This window comes from Fodinibius sp. AD559, assembly GCF_052712805.1.
The window spans coordinates 177,332-195,540 of record NZ_JBQPVW010000001.1; the positions used below are offsets into that span (position 1 = coordinate 177,332).

At 43.2% G+C, this 18,209-nt stretch carries 16 protein-coding genes; 6 read left to right on the forward strand and 10 right to left on the reverse strand.

The genetic code is table 11. From position 1 onward, the window contains the following. Positions 1-25: 25 nt before the first annotated feature. A complete protein-coding gene (locus ACQ4LT_RS00840) occupies positions 26-1,540 on the reverse strand; it encodes a hypothetical protein (RefSeq protein WP_445664104.1) in 1,515 nt (504 codons plus the stop codon). A 149-nt stretch (positions 1,541-1,689) separates the two neighbouring features. Here ACQ4LT_RS00840 and ACQ4LT_RS00845 point away from each other — a divergent pair, with 149 nt between their 5' ends. Then, positions 1,690-1,938, forward strand: coding sequence for a hypothetical protein (locus ACQ4LT_RS00845; protein ID WP_445664105.1), 249 nt, complete (start codon positions 1,690-1,692; stop codon positions 1,936-1,938). 4 nt (positions 1,939-1,942) lie between these two features. On the opposite strand, the gene uvrA is transcribed toward ACQ4LT_RS00845, so the two are convergent. Then, the gene (uvrA, locus tag ACQ4LT_RS00850) at positions 1,943-4,753 is read right to left on the reverse strand and encodes an excinuclease ABC subunit UvrA (protein ID WP_445664106.1); all 2,811 of its coding nucleotides are present in this window, start codon (positions 4,751-4,753) and stop codon (positions 1,943-1,945) included. A 118-nt stretch (positions 4,754-4,871) separates the two neighbouring features. On the opposite strand from uvrA, the gene ACQ4LT_RS00855 reads away from it, so the two are divergent. The 3 genes from ACQ4LT_RS00855 to ACQ4LT_RS00865 all read left to right on the forward strand — a co-directional run bounded on the left by ACQ4LT_RS00855 (position 4,872) and on the right by ACQ4LT_RS00865 (position 8,619). Beyond that, positions 4,872-5,537, forward strand: a complete 666-nt coding sequence (locus ACQ4LT_RS00855) for a CPBP family glutamic-type intramembrane protease (protein WP_445664107.1) — start codon at positions 4,872-4,874, stop codon at positions 5,535-5,537. A gap of 186 nt (positions 5,538-5,723) precedes the next feature. Next, positions 5,724-7,151: a pyridoxal phosphate-dependent decarboxylase family protein gene (locus tag ACQ4LT_RS00860; protein WP_445664108.1), complete on the forward strand. Its 1,428-nt coding sequence runs from the start codon at positions 5,724-5,726 to the stop codon at positions 7,149-7,151. 229 nt (positions 7,152-7,380) lie between these two features. Further along, entirely contained in the window at positions 7,381-8,619 is a 1,239-nt protein-coding gene (locus ACQ4LT_RS00865) for an aminotransferase class I/II-fold pyridoxal phosphate-dependent enzyme (RefSeq protein WP_445664109.1), read from the forward strand. A 195-nt stretch (positions 8,620-8,814) separates the two neighbouring features. Here the strand turns inward: ACQ4LT_RS00865 and ACQ4LT_RS00870 are convergent, their stop codons facing one another. The 3 genes from ACQ4LT_RS00870 to ACQ4LT_RS00880 form a co-directional block, all read right to left on the reverse strand. Further along, positions 8,815-9,024, reverse strand: coding sequence for a hypothetical protein (locus tag ACQ4LT_RS00870; protein WP_445664110.1), 210 nt, complete (start codon positions 9,022-9,024; stop codon positions 8,815-8,817). A gap of 466 nt (positions 9,025-9,490) precedes the next feature. Further along, positions 9,491-10,861, reverse strand: a complete 1,371-nt coding sequence (locus ACQ4LT_RS00875; RefSeq protein ID WP_445664111.1) for a DEAD/DEAH box helicase — start codon at positions 10,859-10,861, stop codon at positions 9,491-9,493. A gap of 89 nt (positions 10,862-10,950) precedes the next feature. Further along, positions 10,951-11,898 carry a lysostaphin resistance A-like protein gene (locus ACQ4LT_RS00880; RefSeq protein WP_445664112.1) on the reverse strand — a complete coding sequence of 316 codons (948 nt, stop codon included), beginning with the start codon at positions 11,896-11,898 and terminating at the stop codon, positions 10,951-10,953. Between the two features lie 89 nt (positions 11,899-11,987). On the opposite strand from ACQ4LT_RS00880, the gene ACQ4LT_RS00885 reads away from it, so the two are divergent. Beyond that, positions 11,988-12,662, forward strand: coding sequence for an SOS response-associated peptidase (locus ACQ4LT_RS00885; RefSeq protein WP_445664113.1), 675 nt, complete (start codon positions 11,988-11,990; stop codon positions 12,660-12,662). Positions 12,663-12,693: 31 nt separating this feature from the next. On the opposite strand, the gene ACQ4LT_RS00890 is transcribed toward ACQ4LT_RS00885, so the two are convergent. Beyond that, on the reverse strand, positions 12,694-13,587 hold the full coding sequence (locus ACQ4LT_RS00890) for a mechanosensitive ion channel family protein (protein ID WP_445664114.1): 894 nt from the start codon (positions 13,585-13,587) through the stop codon (positions 12,694-12,696). Positions 13,588-13,737: 150 nt separating this feature from the next. On the opposite strand from ACQ4LT_RS00890, the gene secG reads away from it, so the two are divergent. Further along, positions 13,738-14,142: a preprotein translocase subunit SecG gene (gene secG, locus ACQ4LT_RS00895; RefSeq protein ID WP_445664115.1), complete on the forward strand. Its 405-nt coding sequence runs from the start codon at positions 13,738-13,740 to the stop codon at positions 14,140-14,142. Between the two features lie 57 nt (positions 14,143-14,199). On the opposite strand, the gene ACQ4LT_RS00900 is transcribed toward secG, so the two are convergent. From ACQ4LT_RS00900 to mnmE, 4 genes are all read right to left on the reverse strand, one after another. After that, positions 14,200-15,210, reverse strand: a complete 1,011-nt coding sequence (locus ACQ4LT_RS00900; protein WP_445664116.1) for an LLM class flavin-dependent oxidoreductase — start codon at positions 15,208-15,210, stop codon at positions 14,200-14,202. Positions 15,211-15,222: 12 nt separating this feature from the next. Beyond that, positions 15,223-15,825: a short chain dehydrogenase gene (locus ACQ4LT_RS00905; RefSeq protein WP_445664117.1), complete on the reverse strand. Its 603-nt coding sequence runs from the start codon at positions 15,823-15,825 to the stop codon at positions 15,223-15,225. 246 nt (positions 15,826-16,071) lie between these two features. After that, positions 16,072-16,509 carry a hypothetical protein gene (locus ACQ4LT_RS00910; protein WP_445664118.1) on the reverse strand — a complete coding sequence of 146 codons (438 nt, stop codon included), beginning with the start codon at positions 16,507-16,509 and terminating at the stop codon, positions 16,072-16,074. Positions 16,510-16,721: 212 nt separating this feature from the next. Further along, the gene (gene mnmE, locus ACQ4LT_RS00915) at positions 16,722-18,131 is read right to left on the reverse strand and encodes a tRNA uridine-5-carboxymethylaminomethyl(34) synthesis GTPase MnmE (protein WP_445664119.1); all 1,410 of its coding nucleotides are present in this window, start codon (positions 18,129-18,131) and stop codon (positions 16,722-16,724) included. Between the last annotated feature and the right edge of the window lie 78 nt (positions 18,132-18,209).

The following is an 18,209-nucleotide window of genomic DNA, read 5'->3' on the forward strand; positions in this document are numbered from 1 at the left end:
TTGCAATATTAGAGTGTTAAACTTATTAGCCGGAATCGGCCCAAATCTTATTCAATACATGTTTATCGAAGGCTCGGACTAACAGATCCATGTCCCGCCAAAGGTAAATTCCGATAGCTATAATTAATGCTCCCATTACCCAAAGTCGGTAAATCTGGTATTCTCCCAGCGGAGCAAAAACGGCATAGCCGAGCCCAAAAATGAGAAACATCATCATAAAGGTAACTTTTTGGGAGATTATGGGATGCTTGAAGCTAAAGGAGGAATAGTTCACTTTTTTGTAGTAGTAAAATGATGCCCAAAGAAATACGAGCGTAAAGCAAACAAAGAAGAAGGTGTTGGCAATATAGATTTCAATAACCGATCCCAGTTGTGGCAAATAGATAATTTCGGCAGTTGTAATCAGATAAAATATGAGCAACGGCACGACTATAATTCCTAAAAAGCGCTCTTTGAGCTGCTTTTCAAAAGAGACGGGAAACTGTTTATGAATGAGAAATTCTTTGTTTTCATAGCCAAACATATTAGCCATCCCCATGGCAAGTAGTGCTACCGGTATGGCTGCCAGCATTGTTGGAATGAGCAGAGCGCTGTAATAACTGTTGCCCAACTGTAGCAGAAGGGGGATGTATACAGCGGGAATAAGTGCGATGGTTAATAACTGCAGGCGGTTATATGAGTGAGAAAATACATAATAGTAAAACTTGCCGGCGTTGAGTCCAAGCCATTTCTTGAGATAATACCAGCGTTTATTACGTTTGAAAATTTTCCGTTCTTTAACCGGTTGTTGTAGTCCTTCTCGTGTTTTAAGAAAGTGATCTCTAAAGATCATAAAAATAAGCAATGCACTGAATCCATAAATGGCCGATGCCGCGGCTAAATTATAGGTCCCGGTAGCGGTGTATTGGAGCAGTCCGCCGGGAGTGTAAAACAGGTAGCTGTTGATGATTTCTACGCTTGGTAGATAATGGGCGATGACTTGTTCAAATTGACGTGAAATGATGGCAATTGCCTGGATGGTGCCAAATATTAGGAATAGGGCACTAAAGACAATGATCTTGAATCGCTTTTCGATAATTTTGAGGAAACGATGTTTAATCGAATAGATGATGGCATAATTCAGCAGGACTGCCGTAATGACAACTGGGATGTACATTAGGTTTTGAATCTGCATCAGCAAAAAAACCAGCCAGGTAAAATTATAGATAAGATTAAGCGGATGGAAAAAGCCCATTAGGTTGAGGTACCAGCTCAGTTTTTTAACGGGATACCCGTAGGCCAAGAGTTTCCGATTTTCTTCCATGTTAAGTAGTCGGGTACTGGTAAAGGAAAAGTGGAGAATCCAAAGAACGTTGGCGAAAATGAGGGTGATGAGCTGATGAATTTCGGCGGTAAGCCAGGGCAGCTGGTTGGTGACAATGGGGTTTTGATCAAAAAGAACAATGACCAGCGCTGAACCGAGAAGATTGGAAAAGAGAACCAGCAGGAAAATAATATATCCCACCACCAGAAAGGTCTGGAAGTTTGTGAGTCTGTTCAAAAACGCAGACCAGTTGAGATATATAAGCTTACGAAGCATGATCCAAAAGTTAGTTCAGCAGTTCTTTAATGTTCAAAATAGCATTTCGGGAATCAAGCTGACAATATTATCTTTATAAGGCTGTTTAAAATCCTGAAGGAAATGACGATATGACCTCAAAGAATACGCTTAAATATATTTTTATTGCCGTGGTAATGGTGTTGGCCTCTTTGGCACTGGCCGATGCACTCGGTTATTTTAATCCAAAACCCTATACGGCTGTATCACACGGCTCGCATGTCCACTATGTGCCGGACGATCGTGATCCCGATGTGTCTATTGATAAATTTCCTCAAGTAGAGCCGGGACCTCGCGAAAAAATAACGCCTACCGGACAAATTGTGCCTATAGAGGAGTAGTTAGCTACAGCACGTCTTTTAGATACTGACCGGTATAACTTTCTTCCACTTCGGCAATTTCTTCGGGTGTTCCCGTAGCAACCACTTGTCCGCCGGCAAAACCGCCTTCGGGCCCAATATCAATAATATGATCTGCACATTTGATGACGTCGAGATTATGCTCGATGATAATGACGGTGTGGCCGTTATTGACAAGTTCTTTGAAGGAATCGAGCAGTTTGGCAATATCCTCATAATGGAGACCCGTTGTGGGCTCATCAAAGAAATAGAGTGTGCTGTCGCCGGCTGATTTACTGAGAAACTTGGCCAGCTTTACGCGCTGTGCCTCACCGCCGGAAAGTGTCGGGGCACTTTGCCCCAGTTTGAGGTAGCCAAGTCCCACATCTTCCATTGTCTGTAGTTTATTGGTGATTCGCTCCTCATCCACAAAAAACTCGATGGCTTCGGAAACGGACATGTTAAGCACATCGTGGATATTCTTGCCGCGATATTTAACCTGCAGTACATCCTTGCGATATCGCTTACCGCCGCACTCCTCGCAGGTCAGCTCAATGTCGGCCATAAACTGCATCTCTATTGTCTGGATGCCTTCGCCCTGACAGGCTTCACAACGGCCACCGGGGACATTAAACGAAAAGTGTCCCGGCTCGTAACCCATAATCTTGGACTGACGCGTATTGGCAAAAAGATCGCGAATGCCATCAAATGCTTTGGTATAGGTAGCAGGATTGGAACGCGAAGATCGGCCAATGGGAGACTGGTCGACCATCTCTACCGAATCAATATAATTGGTACCGGTAACCTTTCGGTGATGGCCGATTTTATCGTTGTAGGTGCCCATCTGGTTTTGAATGGCGGCATACAGCGTATCGTGAACTAAAGTGGATTTGCCCGATCCGCTAACACCGGTGACACAGATCAGTTTTTCGAGCGGAAATTCCACATCAAGGCTCTTGAGGTTGTTCTCCATCGCCCCCTCAAGCCTGATCGTTTTGCCACTTCCTTTTCGACGATTTTCAGGTACGGGGATCTCTTTTCGACCGCTAATATATTTGCCGGTCAGTGAGTTGGCTTCCAGCAGGTTGTCATACGATCCGCTGAAGACTACCTCTCCGCCGTGCACCCCGGCAAAAGGTCCAATATCAATAATATTATCAGCTGCTTTTATCATCTCGGGATCATGCTCTACAACCAGTACGGTATTCCCGATATCTCGCAGCGATTTTAAAATATTTATCAAGCGATCGTTGTCGCGAGGATGGAGTCCAATAGTCGGCTCATCCAGCACATACAGGCTTCCAATCAGGGAGCTGCCCAGCGAATTTGCCAGGCTGATGCGCTGTGATTCACCGCCACTCAGTGTTTTTGCCAGTCGATTAAGCGTCAGGTAGCTAAGCCCAACCTCATCGAGATATTTCAGTCGCTTGCGGATTTCAAAAAGAACCTGCTCGGCTACTTCTTTTTCAAACTCTGTCAGTTCCAGATTCTCAAAAAACTCCCGGGCATGTCCGATCGTCATCTCTGCGACTTCGCCGATATGCTTATCGTTCACTTTTACATATAGGGCATCTTTACGCACCCGATATCCTTTACAGTCGGGGCATCGGCTGTATCCGCGGTAGCGCGAATAGAACACGCGCATGTGCACTTTATAGGATTGGCTTTTTATATCCTCAAAAAACGGACGAATGCCAATATATTCATCTTTACCTTCCCAGATAATCTCTTTGACTTCATCATCGAGTTGCTGGTAGGGCGTATCAATAGGCAGGCTGTATCGCGCGGAAACCTTGACGAGATCACGTAGGTGCTTACTGAATTTTTCGCCGCTGTAGGGAGCAATGGCGCCGTTACGGATAGTTTCTTCGGGATCGGGAATAACTAAGTTCTCATCGATCCCCGATACTTTGCCGAACCCTTCACATTTATCGCAGGCTCCGAAGGGATTATTGAATGAAAACATCTGCGGCGTGGGTTCGGTGAACTCCATGCCGTCACGTTCAAAAAGCTCACTGAAATTCAGTTCTTTGCCATCGCGAATTTTTACGGAGCATCGTCCACTGCCTTCCTGAAAGGCTGTTTCCAGTGATCCTGCAATACGGGTTCTCGTGTCTTCATCATCTTTTAAGATCAATCGATCTACCAGAACCCGATAGTTATCCGCATTGATACTATCTGGATCTACATCATCGGTTGTGAGATCTAAAATGCTTTCATCGTCAATATGCAGTAGCCGCGGATAGCCTTTTTCTTTTAAAACGCGAAGTTCATCTTCCAGCCCCTTTTCTTCATGCTCGGGAATAGAAAACAACACATAAAATTTTGTATCTTCATCAAACTGATTGTGCAGTTCTTCAATAGCCGTTTTGGTGCTGTCTTTTTGAACCTCTTTGCCGGATTTGGGAGAGATCGTGCGTCCAATGCGTGCATAAAGCAGCCGCATATAATCGTAAATCTCGGTAGTGGTCCCAACCGTAGAGCGGGGATTCGAAGAAGTGGTCTTTTGCTGGATGGCCATGGCCGGAGAAATGCCCTGCATGAAATCTACATCGGGTTTGTCCATGCGCTCCAGAAATTGTCGCGCGTAACTGGACAGGCTCTCCACATAGCGGCGCTGTCCCTCGGCGTAGATAGTATCGAAAGCCAGGCTCGATTTACCCGAACCGCTGACGCCGGTAACCACCGTCATCTTGTTTCGGGGTATTTCTACATCAATATCTTTGAGGTTATGAACGCGAGCCCCTTTGACAATAATAGGGCGATCTTCGTCGGTTTGTGATTGGTCTTTATCGGAGATCGTTTCGGTCTGAGACATTCAGTTATTTTTGCGTTTTTATAAACGGGTAAAGGTACAAATTTTCTGACAAAAAGTGAGGTTTTAATCGATAGGAAACAATTAACAAAAACATATCTGAGCTTAAATACGTTCGCTTATGACGACCCGTGCAAGTGATACCAAAGAAGATCCGACTTCGTCAGCTTCGTGGTTTCTCATATTGGAAGGGGTGGCCCTTTTTATAGGATTGCCACTGCTGGAATATTTAGGAATAAATCCACTTCCCAAGCTGGTTTTTCTCGTATTGGTTGCCGTGTACTGCGCCTATATGCTTTGGCGGGATCCCACGTTTGGAAAAGGGTTATTTCGAAGATCTGATGCCGATGAGGTCAGCAAAACAATAGCACTTCGTCTGCTGGTTATTGCTCCGGGACTGTTAGGGTTGGCGTGGTTTTTACATCCTGAACAGTTGTTTGCTTTCCCAATTGAACGGCCCTGGATATGGATGCTCGTGATGGTATTATATCCGTTTTTTTCTGCGTTGCCACAGGAATTTATCTATCGCACGTTCTTTTTCCACCGGTACAAGGACTTTTTGTACTTCAAGAATAGTGATATTCTGTTGAGTGCATTGGCATTTTCCTTTCTGCACATCGTATATGGAAACTGGGTGGCTATAGGACTCAGTTTTGGCGGAGGCATATTATTTGGAATGACCTATAAACAAACACAATCCCTAATTTGGGTTGCGATAGAGCATGTTATTTACGGGTGGCTGATTTTTACATTGGGTTTGGGGAATTATTTTTATGAGGCATTTTAAATAGATTTGGTCTGGCTTCTGGTTTCAAATTTATCGAGATATAAAAACCCAAATAAGTGGTTGTTGGATAAGAAGGAACCAATTATTATCACCCAGCTTCCCATAATTATCCAGAGATGGAATACTGCTGTCTAATATCTATATTGGCACACTTTTAAACAGGCATCAATAAAACATTTGTTGATCATGAGTCTTGATGTATCTCCAAAGCAGTTTAAGCGCTGGATTGACGAAGCGGGTAAGCTGGTTGCATCCCATTACGAAGAACATAACGAGGCAAAGGTTTTTGCCGGAAAAAGTCCTTCCGAAGTGCAGGAGCTTTTGAATGAGCCCTTGCCGGATGATCCACAAAATATGGGCTCTCTGCTGAATGAAGTGGGCGAAAAAATTTTAAGCACAATCACGAATAGTGCCGGTCCCCGTTATTTTGGATATATCACGGGGGGTGGAAATCAGGTGGCGGTGCTGGCGGAAATGATCAAAGCGTCAATCAATCAGAATAATCTAAAGTGGCATTCGTCGCCGGTAAGTACCGAACTGGAGCGATTGGTGATGCGTTGGGTAGCAGAGTTTATCGGTTATCCGACGAGCAGTGCCGGGGTGTTGCTTAGCGGCGGATCGGTAGCCAATTTTAACTGTCTGGCGGTAGCGCGAAAGATTAAGGCGCCGGGCGATATTTCGGATGAGGGGATCTATGGTTCACAGCCGATGACCGTATATGTTTCGGAGGAGGGGCACTCCAGCTTTGACAAGGCGATGGATATGCTGGGATTGGGCAAGAAATACTTGCGTAAAATTCCGGTAAAGGATGATTTTCGTATTGATATCGATCAGTTGGAAGAGCAAATTCGCACTGATAAAAATGCGGGCTTCCAACCTATTTGCGCTATTGCCGTAGCGGGTACGACAAATACGGGCGCTGTTGATGATCTGGATGCGGTTGCTGATATCTGCCAGCGCTACGATTTGTGGTATCATGTTGATGCGGCATACGGAGGTCCAGCTGCAAAAGTAGAGGAAACCAGTGATTTGTTCTCGGGAATTGAGAAAGCAGATTCGGTGGTGGTTAATCCCCATAAGTGGTTGTATGTGCCTTTCGAAGCAGGTGGTGCACTGGTTAAAAATCCCGATCATCTACGAGAAACGTTTAGTACTATTCCCGATTACCTGAAATCTGATGAGCAGAATGGCGGCCGTACTGATTTAATGGAATACAATCTTCCGCTTACCAAAGAGTTTAAAGCTTTAAAGGTTTGGATGACAATAAAAGCGTTTGGGGCCAGTCGTTTGCGCGAGGAAATAGCCTCTGATATGGATAAAGCAAGGTACCTGTCGGAACGTGTAGATTCGAATAAGAAGCTGGAGATTATGGCCCCGGTTCCGTTGTCGATTGTTTGCTTTCGGTATAATCCCGGTGGAATAGAGGAGTCAACTCTAAACAAGTTGAATGATCAAATTATTCAAAAAATTGAGTCGGATGGACGTATTTTTCTAACCGGTACAAAAATCGATGGCAAAACAGCACTTCGTGTTTGTTTTATTAATCCCCGTACCGAGAAGACCGATATAGAATTACTGGAGAAGGTAGTTTTGGAAATTGGTAGCAAATTGTGAAAAGAAAGGGTTCAAAAGGGAGGGCAAATGGCAAAATTTAATAAGAAAGAGGAGATATTTCTTATAAGTATATTAATATCAGCCATTTAGGATGGGTTGTTGGAAGGGGTGTTATTTTTGAGATGCGGGTTATTTTCATTACCTTTTTTTGAAAGTTTTTACAGACACTTTTTCGTTTATTCGCAGAACAATCATCTACACATAACCAACAATTAGCACAAGTTAGTTTATGGATTTATTTGATAAGCTTGAGTCCAGACCAAGCCCATTAGGGGAATTTACTTCGGAAGGGTACGGATATTATACATACCCCAAACTTGAAGGTCCGTTGGGACCCGTAATGAAGTTTAATGATGAGGATGTAATTGTCTGGAGCATCAATGACTATTTGGGTATGGGGAGCAATGAAGAGATAAAAGAATATGATGCCAAGATTGCCCAGGATTACAGTTTAAGTAGCCCGATGGGCGCCCGCCTGATGACAGGTAATTCTACTGAGCACGAGAAGCTGGAAGAAGAGCTGGCCGATTTTGTCCATAAGGATGATGCCTTTCTGTTAAATTACGGATATCAGGGCATTATGAGCGTTATTCACGCCCTGGTAGATCGCAACGATGTTCTTATTTATGATGAGCTGAGTCATGCTTGTATTGTTGATGGAAAGCAGCTGGCTATGGCCGAAAAGTATGTGTTCAAGCATAACGATGTTGATAGTTTTAAGACACAGTTGGAGCGTGCCCATCGAAAGAAAAAGGATGATGGAGCTGTTCTGGTGGTAACAGAGGGTGCTTTTGGGATGACCGGGGATCTGGGTATCTTGAATGAGATGATTGCTCTTAAGGAAGAATATCCGTTCCGTCTGCTTGTTGACGATGCGCACGGAGTAGGAACGATGGGAGAAGACGGTTCCGGTACGGGAACACATTTAGATTGCCACGATGGTATTGATATTTATTTTGGTACTTTTGCCAAGGCCTTTGCTTTGATAGGTGCTTTTGTAGCTACGGATGAGCGCGTCGTAGAATTTTTAAAAGCGAATGTACGCAGTCAGATTTTTGCAAAGTCGGTACCCATGCCGATCGTTAAGTCGGCGCGTAAGCGATTGGAAATGATTCGTAATAATCCCCAGTGGAGAGAAAAGCTGTGGGAAAACACGAATATGCTGCGTGGCGGACTTCGGGATATGGGTTACAATGTATTGCCTGCTGAATGCCCGGTAACGCCTGTATTGACAAAAGGAAGTACTGATCTTTGTCAGCTTATAATGCGTAAAATGCGTGAAGAACACGGTATTTTTGTAAGCGGTGTTGCCTATCCGGTAGTACCCAAAGGAACGGTATTGATTCGCCTGATACCGACTGCTGCTCATACGAAGGAGCATATCGAAAAAACGCTCAATGGATTTGAGGCAATTAAAGATATGGTATTTGCTGAGGCGAAAAAACAGAAAAAAAAGATGACTGCTTAATTTTTTAGTAGCATCAATATATTTAGAAGCCTCGCTGACTATCAGCGGGGCTTTTTTAATTTTGAATAGCTGAATAATAAAGCAGAGGAGAAACTCCCTTATAACTATTTATAAGTACGGCCAATAAACTCACTATAAAAATCCTGATGATATTACCGAAAAATTCTTGTTAGATATACTCAAGGACGGCTATTTCTAATTTGATCGCACGCTGTCAATTTGATGAAATATACATTGCAAGGCATCACTTTTAAACATCCCGGATACTGATATTTCTTGAAATCCATTTGTGAGAGTCAGGTGTGTCATTCTTCCTTGTTCATGTTCGATCACTTCGTAAAACCCTTTGAATTTTCCGGTACGATAGTATTCGTCAAGCTTTTCTTCAAAAAGAACCGTCATCATTACTCCAGTCTTTAAGGTTGTAGAGAATTAACGCGATAATGATAATGACTGAATTTTAACTATGTATTAAGTGGTCGTAAAGCAATGGTAATCTTATGTGTTTTCCGTGGTTTTGACACCAGAGCAGCTTGGACTATCCAATCCAAAAGATCTGTATTAGAGTAATATGGTAGGTGATTTTGATCGCTCATTGGGATTATAAACACATGCAGATAGCTACATGTATAAATAACAGTCTATTAATTAAACAGGTAATAAATTCGTTACATAATGTCTTTACATTTTTATTGCTCAAGAAGAATTTATTCATCAAGTGAGGGGTCAGGTAAATGCCCTACTGCCTGACCCTTTATTTTATGTGGGTCTTTTTATTTGTGAATATCTAATACATGTTCACAAATAAATTATTCAAACAAAAAGGATGGGTATAAGCTACCCATCCTTTAAATAGAACATATATTTTACCTTAAGAAAAGAGCTTCTTAATCAAGCCGATAACGCCGGATTTTTGATCTTTCGGGGCATCACCCTTCTTTCCGCCGCTGAGCTTGTCATAGCTTGGGCGTGGTAATTGAAGTCCGTCATCCTTCTTTTCCTTTTTACCACGACCATTGTTGCTGCCTCGTTTGGATTGGTTATTACGCTTACCGCCTCGAGACTTTTTCTTTTTCTGTTTCTTTCGTTCTTCAAGCTTTTGCTTCACCTTGTCTGGAAGTGGTAATTCTTTGGGCGCTTGTCCCAGGCTATTTTCCAGTTCATTAATATCACTGCGATCCTGCTTGGAAACGAGCGACACAATGCGCGAAGCTGTCCCAGATCCAACTAAGCTGGCGCGATAGCGATACTCATTCGGATCGTTAGGCACATCATAGTTGATGACCTGTGTAACTCGGTCTAATCCGAGTTCAGCGGCCGGAATATCGGCAACCAAGAGATATTGTACGTCACCGTTGGTAAAGTTGGCAAAGCGCTGCGATTGTTTTTCCTCTGAAAGCTTGCCGTGCAGGCTTGTCGCCTTCATATCGTTTTTGCGTAGTGTTCGATAGAGGCGATCCGTTCCGCGCTTAGAAGCTGTGAAAATTACGCAGTTATCATGGGGGGTATTCTCAAGGTGTGCCATCAGGGTGGTAATCTTCATGCGATTAGGCACATAGATGTAGCCCTGTGTCAGATTTTGATCAACCTTTGGAGGTTCTGTCAACATACCCGGCTTATCTTCAAAGCCGATAGCAATGGGGTCTTCAGTATGCTGCTTGGTAAGTTCTTTGACATCATCATTAACCTCATTTGAATAGATGAGTGTTTGATGATCACTGAGCACACGCTTTAAAATATTCTGGATTTTGTCCTGCAGATTTAGGGCCACCATTTCATCAGCGGCATCGATAACCACTAACTCAACATGGCGGAATATAAATCTTAGATCCTGGCACACATCCAGCAGAGGGCCGGGATTGCCAACAATCACTTCCACCTCACTTTGAATAGCCTCCTTTTGTTCTTCGATATTAGTATCCATATCGATGGAAGCACACTCAATTTGAGCATGATAACCCATAGCCCAAACTAATTCGTCAATTTCTTGAGACTCTTCAGGATTGGGTGTTATTACCAGTACCGAGGTACCGTCTTTATCCTCTCTTTTATTAACTTGCTCAAGTGCAGGTATTACAAAAGAAGCGATTTTGCTGCTTCCCGGTTCGGCTTTTATAAGTGCATCATTGCCTTCCAGTACAGCTGGGATTACTTTTTCTTGCAGTTCAGTAAGTTCAGTGTAATTAATGTCTTTAAGCCCGCTCATGATATTGGGGCTAAGCGTCATTTCTTCAAACTTCAACGTTCTAACCTTTCATTTTATTAATGTTTGTTCATCATGCATTCGCTTCAAAACCAAGCGATGCGTATCAATAGCGGAATATACAAAACTTATGCCGTTTGCTCATCTGATTTCGCGGTTTGTTGATAGTCTTTTGTAAACAGCGGATCAACATGAAGTTCGTGACGGCTCTGCTTTACATAAACGAGTGATCCCCCTAACATTATTGTCATCCCAAACAATCCAAGAATGCCCGCTTCGGGACCAAAAGCGCCACCGGTAAAAAGGGTGGGACCGGATTGTTGAATCTGGAGAATGGAAAATTCGATATTAATGCCGCTTACGGGAAAGCCAAAAATGCCCCCCATGACAAAATTCCAGCTAAAATGAAGTCCGACCGACAAGCCCAAACTACCGGTAAGAACATAGGGAATGGCAAGGACAATGCCGGCTAACATAATATTGAATGTTGAGATAAGTGAAGCATTAGAGTTAAAGAAGTGCATAAATCCAAAAAGTGATGATGTAAGTAATATAGCTGTGATAAGGGCACCATGTATTCCAACCGCGGGATATTTTAATCCTTCAGTAAAATTGAGAAGTTGATAGCCACGCGAGAACAACTCCTCATGAAATCCAACTATTATCATTGCTACAAAAAAGCTGATTATACCTGTAAAAAAGGGCGTTTCCGTTTCTGTATTCCAGCCGTACTCCACGAAGGTTATCCATCCTAATGACCATTGAATAAGAAAAATGGAGCTAATGGAGATGGCAGCAATTAAGCATCCCGTACAAAAATCTTTTGCCCATTGCTTGTTGAAATTGATTCCGTAATCAAAGAAAGAGCGTTTATCTAATAGCTTTGCGGCAAGCCATACGCTTAGAGTAATTCCCAAAAGTTGAGGAATGGTTGTGTAGACCATCAGCGGGTCAGCCAGTGTTTGTTGTACGGCCATTATGCCGAAGCCAACAAAGAGAAACATAAAGATGAATTGGATTAACAGTCGCCAGCCGGCTCTAAGGCGCTGCTCGTCGTCATTGATGAAGATATCCATATAAAAAGAAACATTAGCAGTTTTAACTCGGTTCCCTTAGTATAAAGGCAACATAATCTACGTGAAAAGCTGAAGGAAATCATACATATATGAGTGATCGTTTTGTTTTAGAGGCATCCAAAAAAGAGGTTGAACAACTATTTGATGTATCAACAGCCCGGGATGATTTTTTTAAGCCCGATTATAATATCACGCCTGGCTCTCTGATTCCGGTGGTTTATAAAGAGGATGGAAAACGCAAAATCTATACTTTTCGTTGGGGATTGATTCCGCCCGATGCCGAAGAAGAAATTGAGGGCAACGACAATTTTGTTGTTCCGATTGAGGATCTCGAAGAAGACGAATGGCTAACCGAATGTATTGAGCAACGGCGATGCCTGATTCCTGCTAATGGATTCTACAAATGGAAGTTTTCGGAAAAGAAAAGCACGCCTTTTTATATCCGGTTGCTTTCTAATCAGCTAACGGCTATTGCCGGTATTTACTCAGTCTGGGAATCATCGGCAGGCCGGGATGTCTATTCCTGCGCAATGCTTACGACTGAGGCGAACACCCTTGTTCAGCCGGTAGATAATCGCATGCCTATTTTTGTGCATCCCGATGATTATGGCCAATGGCTGGGGAATGAGCAATTAAGTGAGTCCGATTTGGAGAAAGTTATTAATGGCTACGCCATGACCGAATTGACTGTAAATCGTGTGTCAGAAGATGTCAATGATCCCGAAAATAACGGTCCGGGGCTTATTCAGCCAATTCCGAAATAGGAACGTGGTTTAATTTAGGTGAACTGCCCAATTAGTGTTCGCCTTCTTTATAGATCCGCATGGTGGGATAAGCCAGGTCGATATCGTCGTGTTCGTCAAACCTATCCAATACATCCTCCCAGATATCCTGCCCTAACTTTCGTCTTTTACGGGGATTAGAAAGATGGCGAATTGTCAGGCAAATACCGCTGTCATGTACATCTGTATAAACAGTAGGGGTTAGATAACGGTAATGAATGAGATACGATTTCTTAGCATGACTTACTTGGTTTTGGGCCTCATTTACATAATCTTTTAGGTGCTTATTGGCAATTTCTTGAAGTATTTGTTTCGCTTTCTTCCAGTCGCTTTCAAACGTGACGAGCACCTGCAGTTCGTTCCAGATAAACTCAAAATCACTGGTGTAATTGGCCAGTGAATCATCAAAAACTAAATGATTGGGTACATGGATAACGCGACCGGTGCTTTGGTCGGCATGAACCCAGTTGCCAATTTCTAAAAGGGTAAACTTAAAAACACGGATATCTATCACATCCCCTTTAACATCACCAACCTGGATGCGGTCTCCAACGTCAAAAGGTTTACGCCAAATCAGAAAGATCCATCCGGCAAAATCTGTGACGGGACCTCTGAGCGCAATAGCTAAACCGGCAGAAAGTAATCCCAAAAAGGTAGCCAGCGATTGCAGACCTTCAAACCAGATGCGCCCAACAATTAAAAATCCAAGGAAAACAGCAATATAGGTCAGATTTTTACGCCATTTATATTGGGCTTTTGCCTCCGGTAATTTTTTATTAATGATGCGTAGGGTGATAAGGCGAACCAACCAAATCACAAAAATGGCAATGATCGAAAGGGTAACCTGATAGGTAATCCCCGGCGAATTTTGAATAAACTCTTGAACTCTATTTGGAAAATCTGGCACGGCTAATTATTTAGTGAATGAAATATTTAATAATTCAATTAGTTATTATAGGTGCATTAGAACTAAATTTCTATTATATCTTCATTGGAAAGAAAAGGAATTTTGAATAACTTTACGGGTCTGAAAATCACCGTTACATAGTTTATACTCATGCTTTATACAATTATACTTTCGATAATTACTCTTGTTAGTGTTCTTTTGGTAATTGTAATTCTCTTGCAGCCGGGCCAGGGACAAGGAATTTCCGGCGGTTTGGCAGGGGGGCAAGCAGGCGGACAGGGGCTTGGTGCTCGTCGCACAGCTGATCTTTTATCAAAATCAACTACGGTACTTGGCACGGCTTTATTGGTGCTTAGCGTATTTGCGAACTTTGCTATTGAGCGCGGTGGCACTACCGAAAGTGCAGTGCAACAAAGTGGTGTTCAAGCACCGACCGAACAAACTGATGGCATGGATGCTTCGCAAAGTCCATCTGCCGTACCTGAATTACCACAGAATCAAGGTGGTAATAATGGTGATGGAGATAACGGAGGAAGCTCGGGAGATAATAATTAATTCCCGAACAGATTAAAGATTTCACAGCCCGATTTCTGAATAGGAGATCGGGCTTTATTATTGGCCGTTTATAATTTCAGATAGAAGCCGGTGTGATTTTAGCCGTTGATTATGATCATAAATATAAGTGGCAGTCATAATTTCATCGGCACCTGTTTTTTCTACGAAATCGGAAAGTTGCTCTCTTACCGTTTCTTTACTTCCTACAAAGGTATATTTGAGCATCTGCTCTACCGCCATTTTCTCTCGAAAATTCCAAACCGTATTCATGTTGTCAACGGGCGGCGGCATGGGATCACGGTTACCGGTAACAACGCCCATAAACATCTGTTTTAGTGATGTTGACAGATATTCAGCTTGTTCATCAGTGTCTGCCACAACAGTATTAACGCAGGGCAGTACGTAGGGTTTATCCAGCTGTTCGGAAGGCTCAAACTTTTCGCGATACACCTGCAGAGCTGCATGCAGTTGCTGGGGCGAAAAGTGGCTGGCAAATACATACGGTAATCCCAATGCGGCTGCCAGATGGGCACTGTCGGTACTGGAGCCCAAAATCCACAACGGTACTTCGGTTCCTTCCCCGGGAATAGCACGGACATCGGCCGAACTGTTGTCGGAAGAAAAGTACTGCTGCAGTTGTTGCACGTTCTTGGGAAATTGTTGCACTTGTTGCATGCGATCAGGACGAATGGCCTGTGCAGTTTTTTGGTCAGTGCCCGGTGCGCGACCCAGCCCCAGATCAATGCGATCAGGATAAAGCGTAGCCAGCGTGCCGTAGTGTTCAGCAATAACAAGCGGGGAATGGTTCGGCAGCATTACACCGCCGGAACCGATACGCAGCGATTCGGTGGCTTCGGCTACATGTCCCAGTAGTACCGACGTAGCGGAGCTGGCGATATTTTCCATGTTGTGGTGTTCGGCCATCCAGAATCGGGTATAGCCCCAATCCTCGACATGTTGAGCTAAATCGCGACTGTTACGGATGGCATCGGCGGGTGATTGCCCCTCGGTAATGACCGCCAGATCAAGGACCGAATATTTGATATTATTCAAGGCTTGAGAATCCATTAAGTAAAAAAATTATGAGATATTGATAATTTGTCCGGTGATGAGCGTCTTGAGACTTTTCTCGTAGCCGTCGACGACGTGCTCCATTTGGGCGGGTGTATGGCCCGGAAAGAAATCGCCGAGTGCATCAGCCGAATCTTCGACCAGCGCCGGACTTACGGCATTAATGCGAAAGCCTTTTTGCAGAAATTCCCCGTAGGCACCCGTTACAAACCCATTAACGGCACCATTGATCGTGCTCAAAATGGTTCCCTGTGGGATGGGATCGTCAGAAAGGATTCCAGAGGTCAGTGTAACACTGCCGCCCTCGTTCAGGTAATCCAGGGCGGTGAGAGCTACGTTGATCTGCCCCATCATCTTGCTTTTAATACCCTGTATAAAATCCTCATTTGTAGAGTCGGCCAAAGGTTTTACAGGCGCCGATCCCGCAGTAACAATAACGGCATCGATGTTGCCGGTTTCTTCAAAGAGTTTTTGAATGGAATCCGGTTTCGTAATATCTACTTGTACGTCGCCTGAACTTCTTCCCGCAATGATTAGCTGGTGATCAGCATCAAGTCGCTCTGCCACCTTTGAGCCAATAGTTCCGGTTCCGCCTATCAGTAAAATTTTCATAATAACATGTGTTGTAATTTAAATGTTTTAGAATTTCTATCCTCAGGATGGATATTTTTGATTCCAAAGGAAAATATATTCTTCAAATAGGTGGGATAGGAAGAGTTTATCTAATGAGTGAAAACCAGTTCCTTTTTTTATGGTATTTAATTCCCAAGATCCAAAGTGGGGTAGTATCTATAAGTTTATTTAAAACATATTCTTATAGAAAGGCACTGAGTAGAAAATGCAAAGTTCTTTATATATCTAATTATCGTAATGGCAGCTTTTTGTTTTTTGTAAATCAAAGTTCAAAAAGAGCCCATAGTTTTTCTTATTTCCACCACCACGAACAGTAGCATAGCATTCAGCATCTCTTTTACTTAGTCCTATACGTTGCATCATGTTTCTGTAACTCTTGGCTTTAGGCCTTGACAAATGACCTGCTTTTTTATTTTCAATATAAACTGCAACAGCTTTCTCATCATGTTTATTATGATCTTCATATTCTAACCGTACCAAAAAGCTCTTGCTGAATTTTTTGCCATTTAAATCGAGTGCCTTTTTAATATTTCGCTGATAATTTGATTCACCTACAACTTCATAATCAAAGGAGCCATTGCCTTTGAGTACGATAGGTGGTTTGCTTTCACCTAACCAAATAAAAAAGATAACGACCGATATAATTATAGCAATCCAGACCATATGGGATGAATTATATTAAAGCTAAAACCTAAATCCCTCACAAACGTCCTCTTCAAATAGTTAGAAAAGGTATTTTCTCTCTGAGATTAACGTTCACATTGTCACAATTTAATTCTAATAACAATATAACAACAAAGAATTGAAAATATAGTACGCTGTTATTACCTAAGTGAATGGATATAAAGATTTCAGGCAACTAAGAGAAAGTAGCTTCACTTTCCGATACAAAACCGTGAAAAAATGGAGTCTAAAATATCTTCGGTGGTAATTTCACCGGTGATAGTTCCGAGATCTTTGAGAGCCGACCGTAAATCAATTGAGAGAAAATCGCCGGTCATGCCTTGATCGAGAGCTTGTAGGGCACTGCGGACATTTTTTTGGGCATTTTGTAGGGCATCTCGGTGTCGGCTGGAAGTGACCAACAGGCTTGACGAGTCATACTCTTTATTTTCGAGTGCCCGTTGTTTCATTAGTTTTTTGAGCTCGTCGATTTTTTCGCCCTCGAGCGCCGATATTTTCAGATCGTAGTCCATTCGCTCGTCCTCAATATCCAAGGCGATATCATTTTTGGTGCCGATAAGCACGAAGGGGGTTTCACCAGCAGCCTTTTGAAATTTAGCAATATCTTCGCGCTCTTCTTGCGTTAGTTCTTTTGACAGATCTTTTAGGTAAACCGCCAGGTCGGCTTTTTCGAAGGCTTCCTGTGATCGTTTAACGCCCTCGGCCTCAATTACGTCCTCAGTGTCGCGAAGGCCGGCGGTATCGGTGAGCTTAAACCGAAGCCCGTCATAGCTCCAGTCCACATCAATAGTATCGCGGGTAGTGCCGGCAATATCCGTAACAATAGCTCGATCTTTTCCGACGAGAGTATTCAACAGAGTGGATTTTCCTGCGTTAGGCAGTCCGATAAATACTGTTTTGACGCCGTGTTTTACCAGTCGTCCTGTTTCGTAAGTGGCCAGTAGTTTATCAATTTCTTCATCGAGTTCTTTCAGGAGTCGCTCCAGCTCTTCTTTGTCGGCAAACTCTACGTCTTCTTCTACGAAGTCGAGCTCGAGTTCCACCATGGCAGTAGCGTCGATAATCTGCTGCCGAAATTGCTTGATGTGTTTGCCAAGCTGACCTTCGAGCTGTTGATGGGCTGCATCCATTGCCTTTTGGCTTTTGGCATGGATAAGATCAGCAACTGCCTCGGCCTGACTGAGCTCCATCTTGCCATTTAGAAAAGCACGCTGGGTGAATTCGCCGGGTTCGGCAGAGCGGATGCCAAGATCGAGCATAGTTTCTAATACGGCCTGGGTGACAAGTACACCGCCGTGACAGGAAATCTCCACAGTTTCTTCACCGGTATACGATTTTGGAGAGTGAAACAGTGTAGTTAACACTTCATCTACTACGTTGTCGTCCTGATCCACAATATTACCAAAGTGGACGGTATGAGAATCCTGTTTGGTGAGGTCTTTGCCACGAAATGCTTCGTTAACTTTACCGACAGCATTTTTACCCGATACGCGAATGACAGCAATACCCCCTTCACCTACAGGCGTAGCAATGGCAGCAATGGGTTCTTTCTGATTTATTTTTTGCTGTTTTGTCTTGGGAGTGGCTTCTTCTTTTGTCATAGAGATAAATATAAGGGGTTTTGTGCCTTATATCATTCAAATAAAAAACCCTGTCAGAGGTTGAGACTCTGGCAGGGT